The sequence below is a fragment of the Rhodovulum strictum genome, assembly GCF_009649175.1.
Classification (GTDB): Bacteria; Pseudomonadota; Alphaproteobacteria; order Rhodobacterales; family Rhodobacteraceae; genus Rhodovulum; species Rhodovulum strictum.
Genome location: NZ_WJPO01000033.1, coordinates 24,919 through 40,114, shown reverse-complemented (window position 1 = coordinate 40,114; position 15,196 = coordinate 24,919). Strand labels below are relative to the sequence as shown.

17 protein-coding genes are annotated in these 15,196 nt (G+C 66.8%); 8 read left to right on the top strand and 9 right to left on the bottom strand.

Features of this window, described 5'->3' with window-relative positions; genetic code table 11:
- Positions 1–181: 181 nt before the first annotated feature.
- The 9 genes from GH815_RS16495 to rsxA form a co-directional block, all read right to left on the bottom strand.
- A complete protein-coding gene (locus tag GH815_RS16495) occupies positions 182–724 on the bottom strand; it encodes a flavodoxin (protein ID WP_153749854.1) in 543 nt (180 codons plus the stop codon).
- Between the two features lie 95 nt (positions 725–819).
- Positions 820–1,830: an FAD-dependent oxidoreductase gene (locus GH815_RS16490; RefSeq protein ID WP_153749853.1), complete on the bottom strand. Its 1,011-nt coding sequence runs from the start codon at positions 1,828–1,830 to the stop codon at positions 820–822.
- Between the two features lie 40 nt (positions 1,831–1,870).
- Complete coding sequence (locus tag GH815_RS16485) at positions 1,871–2,125, bottom strand: RnfH family protein (protein ID WP_153749852.1); 255 nt, start codon at positions 2,123–2,125, stop codon at positions 1,871–1,873.
- Positions 2,122–2,853 carry an electron transport complex subunit E gene (locus tag GH815_RS16480; protein ID WP_153749851.1) on the bottom strand — a complete coding sequence of 244 codons (732 nt, stop codon included), beginning with the start codon at positions 2,851–2,853 and terminating at the stop codon, positions 2,122–2,124. Before GH815_RS16480 ends, GH815_RS16485 begins: the two co-directional genes overlap by 4 nt.
- Entirely contained in the window at positions 2,853–3,530 is a 678-nt protein-coding gene (gene rsxG / locus GH815_RS16475; protein ID WP_153749850.1) for an electron transport complex subunit RsxG, read from the bottom strand. Before rsxG ends, GH815_RS16480 begins: the two co-directional genes overlap by 1 nt.
- The gene (locus GH815_RS16470; RefSeq protein WP_153749849.1) at positions 3,527–4,597 is read right to left on the bottom strand and encodes an RnfABCDGE type electron transport complex subunit D; all 1,071 of its coding nucleotides are present in this window, start codon (positions 4,595–4,597) and stop codon (positions 3,527–3,529) included. The genes rsxG and GH815_RS16470 overlap by 4 nt, the downstream gene beginning before the upstream one ends.
- A complete protein-coding gene (rsxC, locus tag GH815_RS16465) occupies positions 4,594–6,144 on the bottom strand; it encodes an electron transport complex subunit RsxC (protein ID WP_153749848.1) in 1,551 nt (516 codons plus the stop codon). The genes GH815_RS16470 and rsxC overlap by 4 nt, the downstream gene beginning before the upstream one ends.
- Complete coding sequence (locus GH815_RS16460; RefSeq protein WP_153749847.1) at positions 6,141–6,710, bottom strand: RnfABCDGE type electron transport complex subunit B; 570 nt, start codon at positions 6,708–6,710, stop codon at positions 6,141–6,143. Before GH815_RS16460 ends, rsxC begins: the two co-directional genes overlap by 4 nt.
- A 19-nt stretch (positions 6,711–6,729) precedes the next feature.
- Complete coding sequence (gene rsxA, locus GH815_RS16455) at positions 6,730–7,329, bottom strand: electron transport complex subunit RsxA (RefSeq protein ID WP_211365111.1); 600 nt, start codon at positions 7,327–7,329, stop codon at positions 6,730–6,732.
- Between the two features lie 290 nt (positions 7,330–7,619).
- On the opposite strand from rsxA, the gene GH815_RS16450 reads away from it, so the two are divergent.
- From GH815_RS16450 to GH815_RS16415, 8 genes are all read left to right on the top strand, one after another.
- A complete protein-coding gene (locus GH815_RS16450; RefSeq protein WP_153749846.1) occupies positions 7,620–8,924 on the top strand; it encodes an FprA family A-type flavoprotein in 1,305 nt (434 codons plus the stop codon).
- 16 nt (positions 8,925–8,940) lie between these two features.
- The gene (locus tag GH815_RS16445; RefSeq protein WP_153749845.1) at positions 8,941–9,228 is read left to right on the top strand and encodes a 2Fe-2S iron-sulfur cluster-binding protein; all 288 of its coding nucleotides are present in this window, start codon (positions 8,941–8,943) and stop codon (positions 9,226–9,228) included.
- 55 nt (positions 9,229–9,283) lie between these two features.
- Complete coding sequence (locus GH815_RS16440) at positions 9,284–9,481, top strand: 4Fe-4S binding protein (RefSeq protein WP_153749844.1); 198 nt, start codon at positions 9,284–9,286, stop codon at positions 9,479–9,481.
- 11 nt (positions 9,482–9,492) lie between these two features.
- Positions 9,493–9,993: a SoxR reducing system RseC family protein gene (locus GH815_RS16435; protein WP_153749843.1), complete on the top strand. Its 501-nt coding sequence runs from the start codon at positions 9,493–9,495 to the stop codon at positions 9,991–9,993.
- Positions 9,990–11,087, top strand: coding sequence for an FAD:protein FMN transferase (locus GH815_RS16430; protein ID WP_153749842.1), 1,098 nt, complete (start codon positions 9,990–9,992; stop codon positions 11,085–11,087). Before GH815_RS16435 ends, GH815_RS16430 begins: the two co-directional genes overlap by 4 nt.
- Before the next feature lie 239 nt (positions 11,088–11,326).
- Complete coding sequence (gene metZ / locus GH815_RS16425) at positions 11,327–12,496, top strand: O-succinylhomoserine sulfhydrylase (protein WP_153749841.1); 1,170 nt, start codon at positions 11,327–11,329, stop codon at positions 12,494–12,496.
- A gap of 100 nt (positions 12,497–12,596) precedes the next feature.
- Positions 12,597–13,700, top strand: a complete 1,104-nt coding sequence (folE2, locus tag GH815_RS16420) for a GTP cyclohydrolase FolE2 (RefSeq protein ID WP_153749840.1) — start codon at positions 12,597–12,599, stop codon at positions 13,698–13,700.
- Between the two features lie 45 nt (positions 13,701–13,745).
- Positions 13,746–15,194, top strand: coding sequence for a TrkH family potassium uptake protein (locus GH815_RS16415; protein WP_153749839.1), 1,449 nt, complete (start codon positions 13,746–13,748; stop codon positions 15,192–15,194).
- The last annotated feature ends 2 nt before the right edge of the window (positions 15,195–15,196 follow it).

Here is a 15,196-nt window from a genome sequence, read left to right as displayed (position 1 = left end):
CGGGATCAGCGGCGCGGACATGGGCAGGTCTCCTGTGCCTTGAATGTGCGAAAGGGAAGAAGCACAAACCATGCCAATCTCCCCAGACCCAACACCCAAGCCACCCAACCCGTCAAACCCAGAACACAACGTCGCAAAACAGACAGACAAAAGAACCTAAAAACGGCGAAGGGCGGCCGGGCTACAGGGGCAGGCCGAAATCGGCCGAGATGCTTTTCAGCCAGCCGTTCAGGCGCTCCTCGGTCAGGTTCGCCTGGTTGTCGAGATCGAGCGCGAGGCCAAGGAACTCGCCACCGTCCACGGCCAGCGAGTCCTCGAAGCTGTAGCCCGCGGTGGGCCAGCGGCCGACGAGCCGGGCGCCGCGGGTTTCGAAGAATTCGTGCAGGTAGAAGATCGCGTTCACGAAATCGAGCGGGTAGGTCACCTGGTCGCCAAGGCCGAAGATCGCGATGGTCTTGCCCGAGAAGTCCCGGTCCCGAAGCCCGGGCAGGAATTCCTCCCAGTTCTCGGTCGCGCAATCCGCGCCGAGCCCCGGCAGAAGCCCGTCGCCCATCGTCGGGGTGCCGAGGATCAGGAAATCGTAGCTCATGAAATCCTCGACATCCGCGCGGGTGACGTTGACCGGCTTGGCCACCAGATCGTCGTCGAACATCTTCTTGATCTGCATCGCCACCTTGCGCGTCTTGCCGGTGTCGGTGCCGAAGAAAATTCCGATTCTGGCCATGGCAGTGAAGTCCTTTGCTGAGCCTGTTGAGGGGCGTTAGGGTCGCGTCGGCGCCTGCGCCGTGCATGGCGCAGGCGTGGGCAAGCGGGCGGGCGTCAGGCCGAGGCCGCGGCGCGTGCCGACAGCAGGGCGTCGGCGATCGTGCGGCGGGCGGCCTTGCGCGCATCGCCCAGGATCACGGCTTCGGGATGGCGGGTCGAGCGGCCGCGCGGATCGGTCGGGCACCATCCGCTGTCATCGGTCAGCCCGGCGGTGCGGGCAATCGGGCCTGCGCCCTGATGTCCGACGAAGTTGACCACATCGGCGCGCAGCCGGCCGGCATCGGTCTCGATCTCGCCCCGGGCAGCATCGACCCGCAGGACCGTGCCGCCATTTGCGCCGTCCAGCCATTCGGTCCCGAGATGCAGCCGCTGCCGGGCAAGTTCGCTCTGGAAGCGCGCGGCCAGATCGGTTCCGCGGCTGCCTTCGAGAACGGTCAACCGGCTGTCGGGCCGTGTGCGCGAAAGCAGTGCGGCCAGATCGAGGGCGCGGCCCAGCGCGGCCTCGGGATGGCTGATCGTGGCGGGCAGGCGCAGCACGACATGGCCCGTCCCGGGCAGGCTGGCCAGTTGCGCCCTCAGGCGGCGGGCCTCGCGCAGATTGCCCCAGGCGGCGGGCCAGAGATGGCGGGTTCTGGGATCGAGGCCGGGGATGGCCTCGTCCAGCGCGGCGCTTCCGGGCGCCATGAAAAGCCGATCGAAGGCCAGGCGCCGCCCGCTGAACAACTCGATCCGCGCGGCTTTCCAGTCGAGATCCACGACATCGTCCAGAACGACCTCGACCCCGGCGCGGCGCAGCATGTCGAGATCCGGTCCGGCAGCGGGTTGGTCGAAGGCCAGCGCCGGGCTGCGGCCCAGCCGGGTCGGATCGCGCTCGATCATCAGAACGGGGGTGTCGGGCTGTGCCTGGCGCAGCGCCAGCGCGGCGCCTGCGCCTGCCGGGCCACCCCCGACGATGATGGCGGGGCTGCGCGCCCAGGCGGCGGGGGCGAGCAGCCCGCACGCGCCGGTCGCAGCGGCACCGGCCAGCAGGCATTCCAGAAAGCGGCGGCGGGTGGGGGTCTGCATCGTCCTGTCTCCTTGGCGTCGGACCGGGTTTCGCATCGGCTCAGGTCTTTTCGAGCAGCTCGGCTTCGGGATGGATCGGGCGGTAGATCTCGACCCGGTCGCCTTCCTTTACGGGCTGGTCGAGTTTCACGATCGCCCCGAAGATGCCGACCTTGTTGGTGGCAAGGTCGATCTCGGGGAACTGGTCCAGAAGCCCCGAGCGCTCGATCGCGTCGCGCACGGTGGCGCCTTCGGGAATGTCGATGTTCTTCCAGACCTGCGCGGTCGGCTTGGCAAAGGCGACACCCACGATCATGGCGTTTCTCCGGCTACGGTTCTGGGGGACAGCACGCCGACGGCGGTAAAGACCTTTTCCTGCGGCCTTTCGTCAGGCCCGGTCTGGCGGTCGCGGCTGCGGTTGTCGGCGAGCGATTTCAGCGCCAGCAGGAAGCCGAGCGCAATGAACCCGCCCGGCGGCAGGATCAGCAGCAGGAAGCCCTGGTAATCGGGGATCACGGTCATTTCCAGAAAGCCGAACTGGCTGCCCAGAAGCAGCGAGGCATTGGCAAACAGCGTGCCTGAGCCAAGGATTTCGCGCACCGCGCCCAGCACCACCAGCGCCACGGTGAAGCCCAGCCCCATCATCAGCCCGTCGAAGCCGGCGGCCAGCGGGTTCTGGCGCGAGGCGAAGGCCTCGGCCCGGCCCAGGATCGCGCAGTTGGTGACGATCAGCGGAATGAACAGGCCCAGCATCCTGTGCAGGTCGTGCAGCCAGGCGTTCATCATCAGGTCGACCACGGTCACCAGGCAGGCGATCAGCAGGACGAAGGCCGGGATGCGGATTTCCGGGGTGATGACATTGCGCAGGATCGACACCGCAAGCCCGGCGCCGACCATCACCGCCATCGAGGCAAGCCCCATCCCCAGCCCGTTGGTCGCGGTGCCTGTGACCGCAAGCAGCGGGCACAGCGCCAGAAGCTGACCAAAGACGACGTTGTTGTCCCAAAGCCCGTTGCGCGCGATCCTGCCGAAATCGGTGGACATCACTCAGCCTCCTTGTCGCCGGTCGGGGTCACAAGCGCGTCGCGGTGCCGCTCGAACAGGGCAAGGCCGCGATGGACCGCGCCGACCACGGCCCGGGGGGTGATCGTGGCGCCCGAGAACTGGTCGAAGACGCCGCCATCCTTCTTCACCTTCCAGCCCTCGGGGCCGGGATCGGTCAGCGAGCGGCCGGCAAAGCCCTCGATCCAGTCATGCTTGGCGATCTCGATCTTGTCGCCAAGGCCCGGGGTCTCGGTGTGCGACAGCACCCGCGCGCCCAGCAGCGTGCCGTCGGGGGCCAAGCCGATCAGAACCCGGATCGCGCCGGAATAGCCATAGCCCGTCAGCACGAAGGCCACGCCCGTCACCTCGCCCCCGCGCAGCGCCAGATGGACCGGCACCGCGCCCTCGGTCGCGTCGGCGAGCGTTCTTGTGTCCGCGCTCAGGTCGTTGTCATGCAGCTGCGCCGGGATCACCTGGGCAAGCGAGGCCAGCAGATCCTCGGTCTGGCGGTCCGCGATGGCGTCCCGGGTCAGATCGTGCGAGTAGGACAGGATCAGCGCGGTGGCCAGCGTGAATCCCGCCAGCAGCAGGCCATGCCAGGCCGGGGAATGGCGCAGCGCCGCGAAACGGGCGGGACCAGAGGTGCGGGGCGGGGCAGTGGGTGAGGTCTCGGTCATTTGTCTTCTCGCAGGGCGAGCGGCTTGCCCGAACGGGTGCGCCCGAAGATGCGGGGCCGGGCGTATTCGTCGATCAGCGGCGTGCAGGCATTCATCAGAAGGACGGCAAAGGCCACACCTTCGGGGAACGAACCCCAGCTGCGGATGATGAAGATCAGCGCCCCGATCCCGATGCCGTAGATCATCTTGCCCAGACCGGTGATCGGCGATGTCACGTAATCGGTGGCGATGAAGAAGGCGCAAAGCATCACCGCGCCCGAGGCCAGATGCACCTGCGGCGGCGGAAAGCTGTCGGGGGCGATCAGCCAGGCTGCGCCGGACAGAAGGCCCAGCGATCCCAGCATGCTCAGCGGAATGACGGGGGTGATGATCCTGAGCAGGATCAGGCAGATCCCGCCCGCGAGCAGCAAGGCCGCGCTGGTTTCGCCCAGCGAGCCGGGCACGAAGCCGATGAACTGGTCCTTCAGGCTGCCCGCCTCGGCAAGGATGCTTGCCATCGGCAGGCCGGCATCCAGCTTGCTCTGGATCTGGCCCAGCACCGAGGCGCTGCTGATCGCGTCGAAATCCGCCCCGCCGCCGAAGGTGATGGCAAGCGCCTGGATATGATCCGGGCCGTCGGTGCCATGCAGAACCGGTACCCAAGTGGTCATCTGCACCGGCAGCGCCACCAAGAGCATCGCCCGCGCGACCATGGCGGGGTTGAACATGTTCTGCCCCAGCCCGCCGAAGACATGCTTGCCGATCACGATGGCGATGCCCGCACCGATGACGCCCACCCACCAGGGCGCCCAGGGCGGCAGCGACAGCGCCAGGATCCAGCCCGTCAGCACCGCCGATCCATCGGTTGCAAAGCGCAGGATGGGCTTGCCCGAGATGGCAAGGCACAGCACCTCGAACAGCACCGCCGCGGCGATGGTGACCGCGAACAGATAGACCGCGGGCCAGCCGAAATGGTAAAGTCCGAAGATCGTCGCGGGGCTGAGGCAGACCATCACCGCAAGCATCGTGCGGGAGACGTTGAACATCGAATGGGTGTGCGGCGCGCTGACGAGAAGGGGGATGGTCATTTCACCGATTCCCCGTTCAGCGACGCCTCGGCGGCGGATGGTTTGGTGCCGGTTTCGGCCTCGCGGGCCTTCTTGGCGGCCATCTCGGCCTTGCGCTTGGCCATGGCATCGCGCTTGGCCTGCTGGATGGCCTCCTCGCGCGCGGTGCGGGCTGCGGCCAGCCGCTTGGTTTCTTCCTGACGGTGCTTGCGACCTTCCTTTTCGGCCAGCTTGCCGCGGGCGTAGTGGATGGTCTGCACCAGCGGGATGTTCGAGGGGCAGGTGAACGAGCAGCAGCCGCAGCTGATGCAATCAAGCAGCCCGACCCGCGCGGCACCGTCCAGATCGCCCGCCTGTATCTTGGTGTTGAACTCGAACGGCGTCAGGCCCATCGGGCAGACCTGCACGCACAGCCCGCAGCGGATGCAGGGCATCACGCCGGGCTTGCGGGTTTCGGCCTTGGTCAGCGCGAGAATGCCGTTGGTGCCCTTGACGATCGGCACGCGCAGGTTCTGGATCGGCTGGCCCATCATCGGTCCGCCCAGAAGCAGCCGTTGGGGTTCTTCGACCAGCCCGCCGCAATGCGCCAGCACATCGGAGACCGAGGTGCCGATCGGCACCCGCACATTGGCCGGACGCGCCACGCCGCGCCCGGATACCGTGACCACGCGCGAGATCGAGGGTTCGCCATAGCGTACGGCCAGGTGGACCGCATGGGCGGTCGCGGCATTATGCACGACGATGCCCAGTTCGGCGGTCAGCGCACGGGCCGGGGTCTCCTTGCCGGTGACAGTCTTGACCAGATGCTTTTCCGATCCCATCGGGTATTGCGTGGGCACGGCCTTGATGCGCAGCGTGTAGCCAAGGACGCTTTTGTGCCGCCCCATCGCCTCGATCGCCTGCGGCTTGTTCGACTCGATGGCGACGATCACCTGCCGCACGCCCAGCGCCCGCGCCATGATGGCGATGCCGTCCGCGACTTCCTCGGGACGTTCACGCATCAGCCGGTCATCGCAGGTCAGGTAGGGTTCGCATTCCGCGCCGTTCACGACCAGCGTGTGCAGGTCATACTTGGCGCGCAGGTTCAGCTTGACCGAGGCGGGGAAGGTCGCGCCCCCCATGCCGACGATCCCGGCTTCGGCGACCTTGGCGGCGATTTCCTCGGGTTCGGCATTCTCGGGACGCAGCCGCGCCAGCCGCGGACCCCACTGGTCGGCACCGTCGGGGCGGATGGTGATGGTCGGCACCGGCAGGCCCGAGGGGTGGGGCGCGGTGAAATGGCCGACCGCGATGACCCGGCCCGAGGTGGGCGCATGGATGTTGGCCGAGACCGGCCCGCGCGCCTTGCCGATCAGCTGGCCCTTCAGAACGATGTCGTCGCGCTGTACCAGCGGCTCGGCCTCGACGCCGATATGCTGTTGCAGCGGCACCCGGATCAGTTGTGGAACGGGCATGTCCTCGATCACGCAATCGGCGCTCAGGAACTTGCGGGTTTCGGGGTGGATGCCGCCCCGGAAGGAAAACAGCCGCGCCGGATCGAACCGCCCGGCAAGGGGAAAGATGCTCATGCCGATCTCCTTGTTTCGCCGGTCTGCTCGATCTGGCCGGGGCGGTCCCAGTACCAGTTGCGCAGGGTTCTGGGTTTCGTGCGGTGGATGATCGCCTCGGTCGGGCAGACCTCGATGCAGGCATTGCAGCCGATGCAGGCATCGACGATCACGGTATGGATCTGCTTGTTCGCGCCCACGATGGCGTCGGTCGGGCAGCGCTTGTAGCATTTGGTGCAGCCGGTGCAGTGATCCTCGAAGATGAAGGCGACGATCGGCTCGGCCTCCTCCATCCCGCCCAGATCGCCGCCCGCGCCGGGATCGACGCCCAGGATTTCGGACAGTTGCAGTGCCAGTTCGCGCCCGCCCGGCGGGCACAGGTTGATCGGCGCCGTGCCCCCGGCCAGGGCCTCGGCCCCGGCGCGGCAGCCGGGGAACCCGCATTGGCCGCAATTCGTGCCGGGCAGGATGCGCTCGATCTCGTCGATGACGGGGGGCGTCTCGACATGGAACTTGCGCGCGGCGAGCCCCAGCAGAAGGCCCAGTCCCAGGCCCATGGCGGTCATGGATGTGGCGGCGAGAAGCATGGGTGCCGTTTCCTTCCCGTCAGTTCGGAACCAGACCGGCAAAGCCCATGAAGGCCATGGACAGAAGACCGGCAGAGATGAAGGCGATCGGAGGCCCGGCAAAGGGCGCGGGCACGGCAAGCTGCGCCAGCTTTTCGCGCATGCCCGCAAAGATGGCGAGCACCGCGGTAAAGCCCAGCGCCGAGCCGAAGCCGTAAAGCAGGCTCTGGACGAAGTCGTGCCCCTCCTGGATGTTCAGAAGCGCCACGCCCAGCACCGCGCAATTCGTCGTGATCAACGGCAGGTAGATGCCGAGCGCCCGGTAAAGCCCCGGCGAGACCTTGCGCAGCACCGCTTCGGTAAACTGCACGATGGCGGCGATCACCAGGATGAAGCTGAGGATGCGCAGGAAGCCCAGGTCCAGCGGCACCAGGATCAGCGTCTCGATCGCCCAGCTTGCCGCCGCAGCAAGGGTCAGCACGAAGGTCGTCGCCAGCCCCATGCCGATCGCCGCGTCGATCTTTCGCGACACGCCCATGAACGGGCACAGGCCAAGGAACTTGACCAGCACCACGTTGTTCACGAGCGCCGTGCCGAGCAGGATCATCAAGAATTCGGGCACCTGTGGACTCCTTCGCATGGCGGTCGCGTCGGCAGGTCGTCGGACGCGAAAGGCGGGCCGGAGCGGCTGTCGTTCAGGTAGAAGCAAGGAGCGTGCCATCCGGGCGGCAGAACGGCGATCCCGGCGGCGCATGGATGCTGCGCTGCCGCGAGGTCGCAAAGCCGACATTTTGTCGGACAGCGGACAGCAGGCGCGCCCGCGCTGCATGCGGGTGGCCCGCGCCCCGCTGGGGCACGGCTTGGCATGCTTGTTGCTTACACTTGGGTCAGAAGCCTGCCGCAGGCCATCGGAAAGGAGCGCCCAACGTGATGCCAGCCGCCCCCGCCATCCCGGCCCCCGACCGGGCGCGCCCCGCGCCGCGGGGGCCCGAACAGATCGCGGACCGTGTCACCTGGATCGGCGCGCTGGACCCGGATCTGCGCAATTTCGACGTGATCCTGAAGACCGCCAACGGCACGACCTACAATTCCTACGTCGTGCGCGGCAGTCAGGGCGTTGCCGTCATCGACACCGTCAAGCAGGAGTTCACCGCCGAGTTCCTGGCCAAGCTCGAAACGGTCGCGCGCTATGACGAGATCACGACGCTGGTGCTGAATCACCTGGAGCCCGACCATACCGGGGCGGTGCCGGAACTGCTGCGCCGCGCGCCGCATGCCCATATCCATGTCTCGCCGCGCGGACTTCAGGTGCTGCGGGCGCTGCTGAAGGACGATTTCGACAGCTACAGGATCACGACGGTCCAGACCGGCGACACCGTTTCGCTGGGCGACCGGACGCTGCGTTTCCTGACCACGCCCTATGTCCACTGGCCCGACACGCAATGCACCTATCTCGAAGAACAGAACCTGCTGTTCACCTGCGATCTTCTGGGCTGCCACTATTGCGATGCGCGGCTCTACAACGACAAGGTCGGCGATTTCCGCTTTTCGTTCGAATATTACTTCGACCACATCATGCGCCCCTTCAAGCGCTACGTCACCGAGGCGCTGGACCTGATCGAGCCCTTGCGGATCGACATGATCGCCCCGGGCCACGGCCCCGTGCTGCGTGCGCATCCCCGCGAATACATCACGCATTACCGCCGCCTCATCACCAAGCGGCTGGCCAGCGAGACTGGGGCCGAGAAGACCTTGCTGATCTTCTATGTCTCGGCCTATGGCGCCACGGCGCAGATGGCCGAGGCGATCACAGAGGGCGCGGCGGAAAGCGACGATGTGCGCGTCTCGCTTTTCGATTTGCAGGGCGGCGACGTCACCCCCTTCATCGACCTGATCGAGGAGGCGGACGGGCTTGCCTTCGGTACCCCAACGATCAACGGCGATGCGGTGCGCACGGTCTGGGATCTGCTGTCCAGCCTTGTGGACATCGACACCAAGGGCAAGCTTGGCGCCTCTTTCGGGTCCTATGGCTGGACCGGTGAGGCGGTGGGCATGGTCGAGGCGCGGATGCAGGGGCTGAAGATGCGGGTTCCCGAAAAGGGGCTGAGGATCAAGATGCACCCGACCGCCGAGGAACTGGAGCAATGCCGCGATTTTGGCCGCCGGCTTGCGGCGCATCTGGCCGGCCGCCCGGCAGAGCGGGAAATCGACATGAGCGCGTTGCTTGGACGCTGACGAAAAAGGAGACCCCATGGCGACGGCGAAACTGACCTTCACCGATGTCGCATTGACGGTGAACGTGCCCGCGGGCACGCGGATCATAGAGATTTCGGAAAAGATCGGCTCGGGCATCACCTATGGCTGCCGCGAGGGGGAATGCGGAACCTGCATCACCCGTATCGTCGAAGGCCAGGAGAACCTCTCCGAACCGTCCGCGCTGGAACTGCGGGTGCTGAAGGACAACCTGGCCGGCCATAATGACCGGCTGGCCTGCCAGTGCCAGGTTCTGGGCGGTACGGTCAAGGTGCGCCCGGGCTGAGCCGACCGGAACGATACGCGGAACGACTTGCAAACCTGAAAGAAAGGATCCTCCCATGGCCATGCAGATCATTGCCGACCTCTGTACCTCCTGCGGCGATTGCGCCCCGGCCTGCCCGACCAGCGCGATCTACGCCACCAAGGGCGTCTATGCCGTCAAGGCCGACCTCTGCACCGAATGCGAACCCGATCACGACATGCCGCAATGCCTGAGCCTGTGCATGGAAGACGGCTGCGTCGTTCCGGCCGACTAGGAGCGCGCGCCATGCCGAACGCCAGCCGCCCCTGCCCGCCGGATCAGGCGGCCGGCGATCCGCGGGCCCTGCGCCAGACGCTGCGGGTCGTGGGCGTCGAGGGCGCTGTCGTTCGGCTGACCGCGGACCGGATGTCGGGCTGCGCCCAATGCGCCGCCCGGACCGGGTGCGGCGCGGGCGCGCTGGCGGAAATGGCGGACTCTGCGCCCCTTGAAATCCGTCTGCCCCGCAGCGTCTTGGTGGCGCCGGGCGACGAGGTCGTTGTCTCGATGCCGGGCAACGCGCTTCTTGGCGCCGCGGGGCTGGCCTATCTGTTGCCCCCCGCCGCGCTGGTTCTGGCTGCCGCCATCTTCTCGGGGCTCGGGTTGTCGGACCTGACCGTTGCGCTTCTGTGCCTGCCGGTTCTGGCCTTGTCACTTCTGCCCGCGCGTCTTGCCGACCGCCGGGGCGGGCTGGTCTCGGGCATGCGCATCGAGGAGGTGATCGCGGCGCGCAGACCGGGCGGCACATGAAACGGCCAGGCGCCCGCATCCTTGCCCTTTGGGCGGCGGCGCTTCTGACGGTGATCGCGTTCGCGGCGGCGCAGGCGGCCCGGAACGACCAGGTTCACCGCGAAACGCTTTATGTCTTCGGCACCCTGGTCGAGATCGAGATCCGCGGCGAACAGCGTGACACCGCGCTGACCGCAACGGCGGCGGTTGGCCAGGTGTTGCAGCAATTGCACAGGGATTGGCACGCCTGGCGCCCCGGCGCGCTGAATGATCTGAACGCCGCCATCGCGCGGGGCGAGGCGCATGCGGTCGACCCCCGGCTTGCCGGGATCCTGCACGAGGCCCGGCGCCTGTCCTGCGAAAGCGGCGGCCTTTTCGATCCCGCGATCGGCGCCCTTGTCGCGCTATGGGGCTTTCATGCCGACACGCCCCCCCAGGGCGCGCCGCCTTCGCCGGAGTCGGTTGCTGCACTGGTCGCCGCCCGGCCGCGGATCACCGATCTGCACCTGGATGGGACAGACATCCGTTCGGCCAACCCGGCCGTGCAGCTGGACCTTGGCGGCTTTGCCAAGGGGGCGGCGCTGGATCTGGCGGCGGCCGAACTGCGCGCGCGCGGCATCGACAACGCGGTGCTGAATGCGGGGGGCGATGTGAACGTGCTGGGCACGCATGGCCGCCGCCCGTGGCGGGTGGCGATCCGCGATCCCTTTGTCTGGGGGGCGGTCGCGGCGCTGTCGTTGCGGCCGGGAGAGGTGCTTTATACATCGGGCAATTACGAACGCTATTTCGAGCATGAGGGCGAGCGCTTCGCCCATATCATCGACCCGCGCACGGGCTATCCGGTGCGCGAGATCGTGTCGGTTTCGGTGCTCGACACCGATGGCGCCCGGGCCGATGCCGCCGCCACCGCGCTGGCGGTTGCTGGCCGCGCCGACTGGGCGCGGGTTGCGGCGGCGATGGGGGTCTCGGCCGTGCTGATGATCACCGACACCGGCGAGCTGCTGGTAACGCAGGCGATGCTGGACCGGCTCGACCCCGCGGGCGAGGGGTTTCCCGATAAGGTCATGGTCGTCGACCTGCCGGATGCAGCGCCGAACCCCGCCTGTGACGGATAGCGATGGCTTTTCGCGTGCCCCGCTTCAGCGGTGGAACACATGGCGAACGCGAAGTCAGGACACGGCTTGAACAGCCTTGGGCGATCTCCTAGACAACAGGTGCCGGGCCGCGATGGCGGAACGGGCGTTGTGCGGGCTCTGCTATGCGGGCCAGCCAATGCAAACCGCTCGCGAGGTCAGGGCCAGACCCCCGACGTCCTGGACGGTGGTGGTTTCCTTGGGCGCGGAGGGCGCGGGCGATGATGGGCAAGTGGTCGAAGCGGACGCAAGGAGTCCATGGCGGGGCGCGGCGCAGCCAGTATGGGGAACTCTCCGAAGCGCTGTTCCTGACCCAGGGCTTCGATTATCCCAGCGCCGGCGCGGCCGAGGCGCGGTTTCTCGAAGCCGGGCCGGACGAGTTCATCTATGCCCGCTACGGCAACCCCACCATGGCGATGTTCGAGGACCGGCTGGCCGCGATCGAGGGCGCCGAGGCGGGCTTTGCCACGGCCTCGGGCATGGCGGCGGTGAATGGCGCGCTTATGGCGCTGGTCCGCTCGGGCGATCGGGTGGTGGCGGCGCGCGCGCTGTTCGGCTCATGCCTTTATATCCTCGAGGAAATCCTGCCCCGCTTCGGGGTCGAGGTCGTTTTTGTCGATGGCACCGATCTGGATCAGTGGCGCGACGCGATCACGCCGGGCACAAGGGCTGTGTTCTTCGAGACGGTCTCGAACCCCACGCTGGAGGTGATCGACATTGCGGCGGTGGCGGCGCTGGCCCATGCGGCGGGCGCGCTGGTGATCGTCGACAATGTCTTTGCCACGCCGGTCTTTTCGCGCGCCATCGAGCAGGGCGCCGATCTGGTGGTCTATTCCACCACCAAGCATGTGGATGGGCAGGGGCGGTGCTTGGGCGGCATGATCCTTGGCCCCCGCGACATGGTGCGCGGGCCGGTCGAGACCTACATGAAGCATACCGGCGGCGCGATCAGCCCGTTCAACGCCTGGGTGATGCTGAAGGGTCTGGAAACGCTGGACCTGCGGGTGCGGGCACAGGCGGCCAGCGCGCGCGCGATTGCCGCGGCGCTGGAGGGCGATCCGCGACTCTCGCGCGTGATCTATCCGGGGCTGCCCAGCCATCCGCAGCATGCGCTGTTCCCCGAGGGCGGCACGGTGCTGGCGGTCGAGCTTGCGGGCGGCAAGGACGCGGCCTTTGCGCTGCTCGACCGGCTGGACATCTGGAAGATCTCGAACAACCTTGGCGACGCGAAAAGCATCGCGACCCATCCCGCCACCACGACCCACCAGCGCCTGCCCGAGGATCGCAAGGCCGCGCTGGGCATCAGCCCCGGTCTGCTGCGGCTCAGCGTCGGGCTGGAAGACCCGGGCGACCTGATTTCCGACCTGAAATCCGCGCTCGACGCGGGGTGATCGGGGGCGCGGGAAAAATCTGTCATTTTCCGTGGACATTTGGCCGCGGGCGCCCATCTTTAAGCTCCGTCGGAACCGATGCGAGAAGGAGGGGCCGAAGATGAACGTCCATAACCGCGAGATCGACGCGATGCCCGGGCGCGAGGACGCAGAACGCGCGCTTGAGATCCTGCGCCGCTGGGCGAACACGGCGCCCGCGGCAGAGCTGTCCACGGTCGATCCCGCGCTGGCCGCGCTGGTGGCGGGCCGTCCGGCTGACGGTTATCCCGCGCTCAGCCGCGCCTATCCGCACGGGTTTCAGGCCGATGACGCCTACAAGGCGACCATGCCCGACTTGCAGAACGGCCCCGCCAGCCTGATCCGCGGCGCGAAGCGACCCATCCAGCATGTCGGCATCTCGAATTTCCGCCTGCCGATCCGGTTCCTCACCCGCGACAATGGCGATCTGACGCTGGAAACCTCGGTCACCGGCACGGTCAGCCTCGAGGCCGAGAAGAAGGGCATCAACATGTCCCGCATCATGCGCAGCTTTTATGCGCATGCCGAACGGACCTTCAGCTTCGAGGTGATCGAGGCGGCGCTGGACAGCTACAAGAGCGATCTGGAAAGCTTCGATGCGCGCATCATGATGCGGTTTTCGTTCCCGATGAAGGTGCGTTCGCTGCGTTCGGGACTTGAAGGTTTCCAATATTACGACTTCGCGCTGGAACTGGTGGAACAGGCGGGTGTGGTCAAGAAGATCATGCACATGGACTATGTGTACTCCTCGACCTGTCCGTGCTCGCTTGAACTTTCCGAACACGCGCGGCGCGAGCGGGGCCAATTGGCGACACCCCATTCGCAACGTTCGGTGGCGCGCATCTCGGTGGTGCTGGACCCGGACGCGCCTTGCTTGTGGTTCGAGGATCTGATCGAGATCTGCCGCTCGGCGGTGCCGACCGAGACGCAGGTGATGGTCAAGCGCGAGGACGAACAGGCATTCGCGGAACTGAACGCAGCGCATCCGATCTTTGTCGAGGATGCCGCGCGGCTCTTTTGCGAGGCGCTGGAGCGCGAACCGCGGATCGACGATTTCCGGGTCGTGGCAAGCCATCAGGAAAGCCTGCACAGCCATGACGCGGTCAGCGTGCTGACCGAGGGCCCGACCTTTGCCGCGGAAAGCCTGGACCCAAAGCTGTTCGCCACGCTCATCCATCACGGCTGAGGCGCCGCTTGACAGCCACGGCGCGCCCGGCCAAGCCTGCGCGTCATGTTTGATCTGCGTCCCGTCGGATATGTGATCGGCCTGCTGGTCGCCATTCTGGGCGCGACCATGCTGATACCCATGGCTGTCGACATGGCGGCGGGCAATCCGAACTGGCGGGCCTTTCTCGAGTCGGCGATCATTACCGGGCTGGCGGGCGGGTTGGTGGCACTGGCCTGCGCCAATGGGACCGACGACCGGCTTAAACTGCAACAGATATTCTTGCTGACGTCGGGGGTGTGGCTGGTTCTGCCGGTCTTTGCCGCGCTGCCCTTCGTGCTGGGCCTGCCCGATGCCCGGCCGGTGGATGCCTTTTTCGAGGCGATGTCGGGCATGACCACCACCGGCTCGACGGTCTTTTCCGGGCTCGACGATTTGCCGCGTGGAACGCTTCTGTGGCGCTCGATGCTGCAATGGTTCGGCGGTATCGGGATCATCGTCGTGGCGATGGCCTTTCTGCCGGAACTCAGGGTGGGGGGGATGCAGATCTTCCGCTCGGAGGCGTTCGAGACCTCGGGCAAGGTGCTGCCGCGCGCGGCGCAGATCGCCTCGCAGATATCGTGGATCTATGTCGCGCTGACGGTGGCCTGCGGGTTTGCCTATGGGGCGGCCGGGATGGGTGCGTTCGACGCGCTGAACCACGCGCTTACCACGATGTCGACCGGCGGCTTCTCGACCCGCGATGCCTCGTTCGGGGCGTTTCAGGGGGGGGCGGAATATGTCGCGTCCGTGTTCATGATCTTCGCCAGCCTGCCCTTCGTGCGTTACGTCCAGCTTGTCGCGGGCCATGCCCGGCCGCTGCTGCGCGACAGCCAGGTCTGGACCTATCTGAGCCTGATCTTCGGGCTTGTGCTGCTGATGGCGGGCTACCGTGTCCTGGTGAACGCGGACAATGCCGAACACGCGTTCCGCGAGGGCATGTTCAATGTCGTCTCGATCATCTCGGGAACGGGCTATGCCAGCACCGATTACCAGCTCTGGGGGTCATTCCCGATGATCGCGTTCTTTTTCATCGGGTTGATCGGTGGGTGCTCGGCCTCGACAGCCTGTTCGGTCAAGGTCTTCCGCTACCAGATCCTGTTCTCGGCGATCCGGGTGCGGATCAAGGAGATCTACGCCCCGCACGGGGTGTTCCAGCCGCGTTTCGACGGGCGGCCGGTGGATGACGAGGTGCTGTCCTCGGTGATGTCGTTCTTCGTGTTCTTCGTGGTCACGCTGGGGCTGACATCGGTGCTGCTGAGCGCGACGGGGCTGGATGCGACCACCGCGCTGTCGGGGGCGGCGACGGCGCTGGCCAATATCGGGCCGGGTCTGGGCGAGCATATCGGGCCCGCGGGCAACTTCGCCGGGCTGAACGATCCGGCGAAGTGGATCCTGTCGATGGCCATGCTGATCGGGCGGCTGGAATTGCTGGTGGTCTTCGCGATCCTGACCACGCAGTTCTGGCGCGCCTGATA

What these genes read in the sequence shown, in the direction of transcription:
- GH815_RS16490 (WP_153749853.1), bottom strand. Translation starts at nt 1,830, where the DNA reads ATGCAGACCCCCACCCGCCGCCGCTTTCTGGAATGCCTGCTGGCCGGT.
- GH815_RS16460 (WP_153749847.1), bottom strand. Translation starts at nt 6,710, where the DNA reads ATGCTTCTCGCCGCCACATCCATGACCGCCATGGGCCTGGGACTGGGC.
- rsxG (WP_153749850.1), bottom strand. Translation starts at nt 3,530, where the DNA reads ATGACCGAGACCTCACCCACTGCCCCGCCCCGCACCTCTGGTCCCGCC.
- GH815_RS16435 (WP_153749843.1), top strand. Translation starts at nt 9,493, where the DNA reads ATGCCGAACGCCAGCCGCCCCTGCCCGCCGGATCAGGCGGCCGGCGAT.
- GH815_RS16440 (WP_153749844.1), top strand. Translation starts at nt 9,284, where the DNA reads ATGGCCATGCAGATCATTGCCGACCTCTGTACCTCCTGCGGCGATTGC.
- GH815_RS16430 (WP_153749842.1), top strand. Translation starts at nt 9,990, where the DNA reads ATGAAACGGCCAGGCGCCCGCATCCTTGCCCTTTGGGCGGCGGCGCTT.
- GH815_RS16415 (WP_153749839.1), top strand. Translation starts at nt 13,746, where the DNA reads ATGTTTGATCTGCGTCCCGTCGGATATGTGATCGGCCTGCTGGTCGCC.
- GH815_RS16495 (WP_153749854.1), bottom strand. Translation starts at nt 724, where the DNA reads ATGGCCAGAATCGGAATTTTCTTCGGCACCGACACCGGCAAGACGCGC.
- metZ (WP_153749841.1), top strand. Translation starts at nt 11,327, where the DNA reads ATGATGGGCAAGTGGTCGAAGCGGACGCAAGGAGTCCATGGCGGGGCG.
- folE2 (WP_153749840.1), top strand. Translation starts at nt 12,597, where the DNA reads ATGAACGTCCATAACCGCGAGATCGACGCGATGCCCGGGCGCGAGGAC.
- GH815_RS16445 (WP_153749845.1), top strand. Translation starts at nt 8,941, where the DNA reads ATGGCGACGGCGAAACTGACCTTCACCGATGTCGCATTGACGGTGAAC.
- rsxA (WP_211365111.1), bottom strand. Translation starts at nt 7,329, where the DNA reads ATGCGAAGGAGTCCACAGGTGCCCGAATTCTTGATGATCCTGCTCGGC.
- GH815_RS16480 (WP_153749851.1), bottom strand. Translation starts at nt 2,853, where the DNA reads ATGTCCACCGATTTCGGCAGGATCGCGCGCAACGGGCTTTGGGACAAC.
- rsxC (WP_153749848.1), bottom strand. Translation starts at nt 6,144, where the DNA reads ATGAGCATCTTTCCCCTTGCCGGGCGGTTCGATCCGGCGCGGCTGTTT.
- GH815_RS16485 (WP_153749852.1), bottom strand. Translation starts at nt 2,125, where the DNA reads ATGATCGTGGGTGTCGCCTTTGCCAAGCCGACCGCGCAGGTCTGGAAG.
- GH815_RS16470 (WP_153749849.1), bottom strand. Translation starts at nt 4,597, where the DNA reads ATGACCATCCCCCTTCTCGTCAGCGCGCCGCACACCCATTCGATGTTC.
- GH815_RS16450 (WP_153749846.1), top strand. Translation starts at nt 7,620, where the DNA reads ATGCCAGCCGCCCCCGCCATCCCGGCCCCCGACCGGGCGCGCCCCGCG.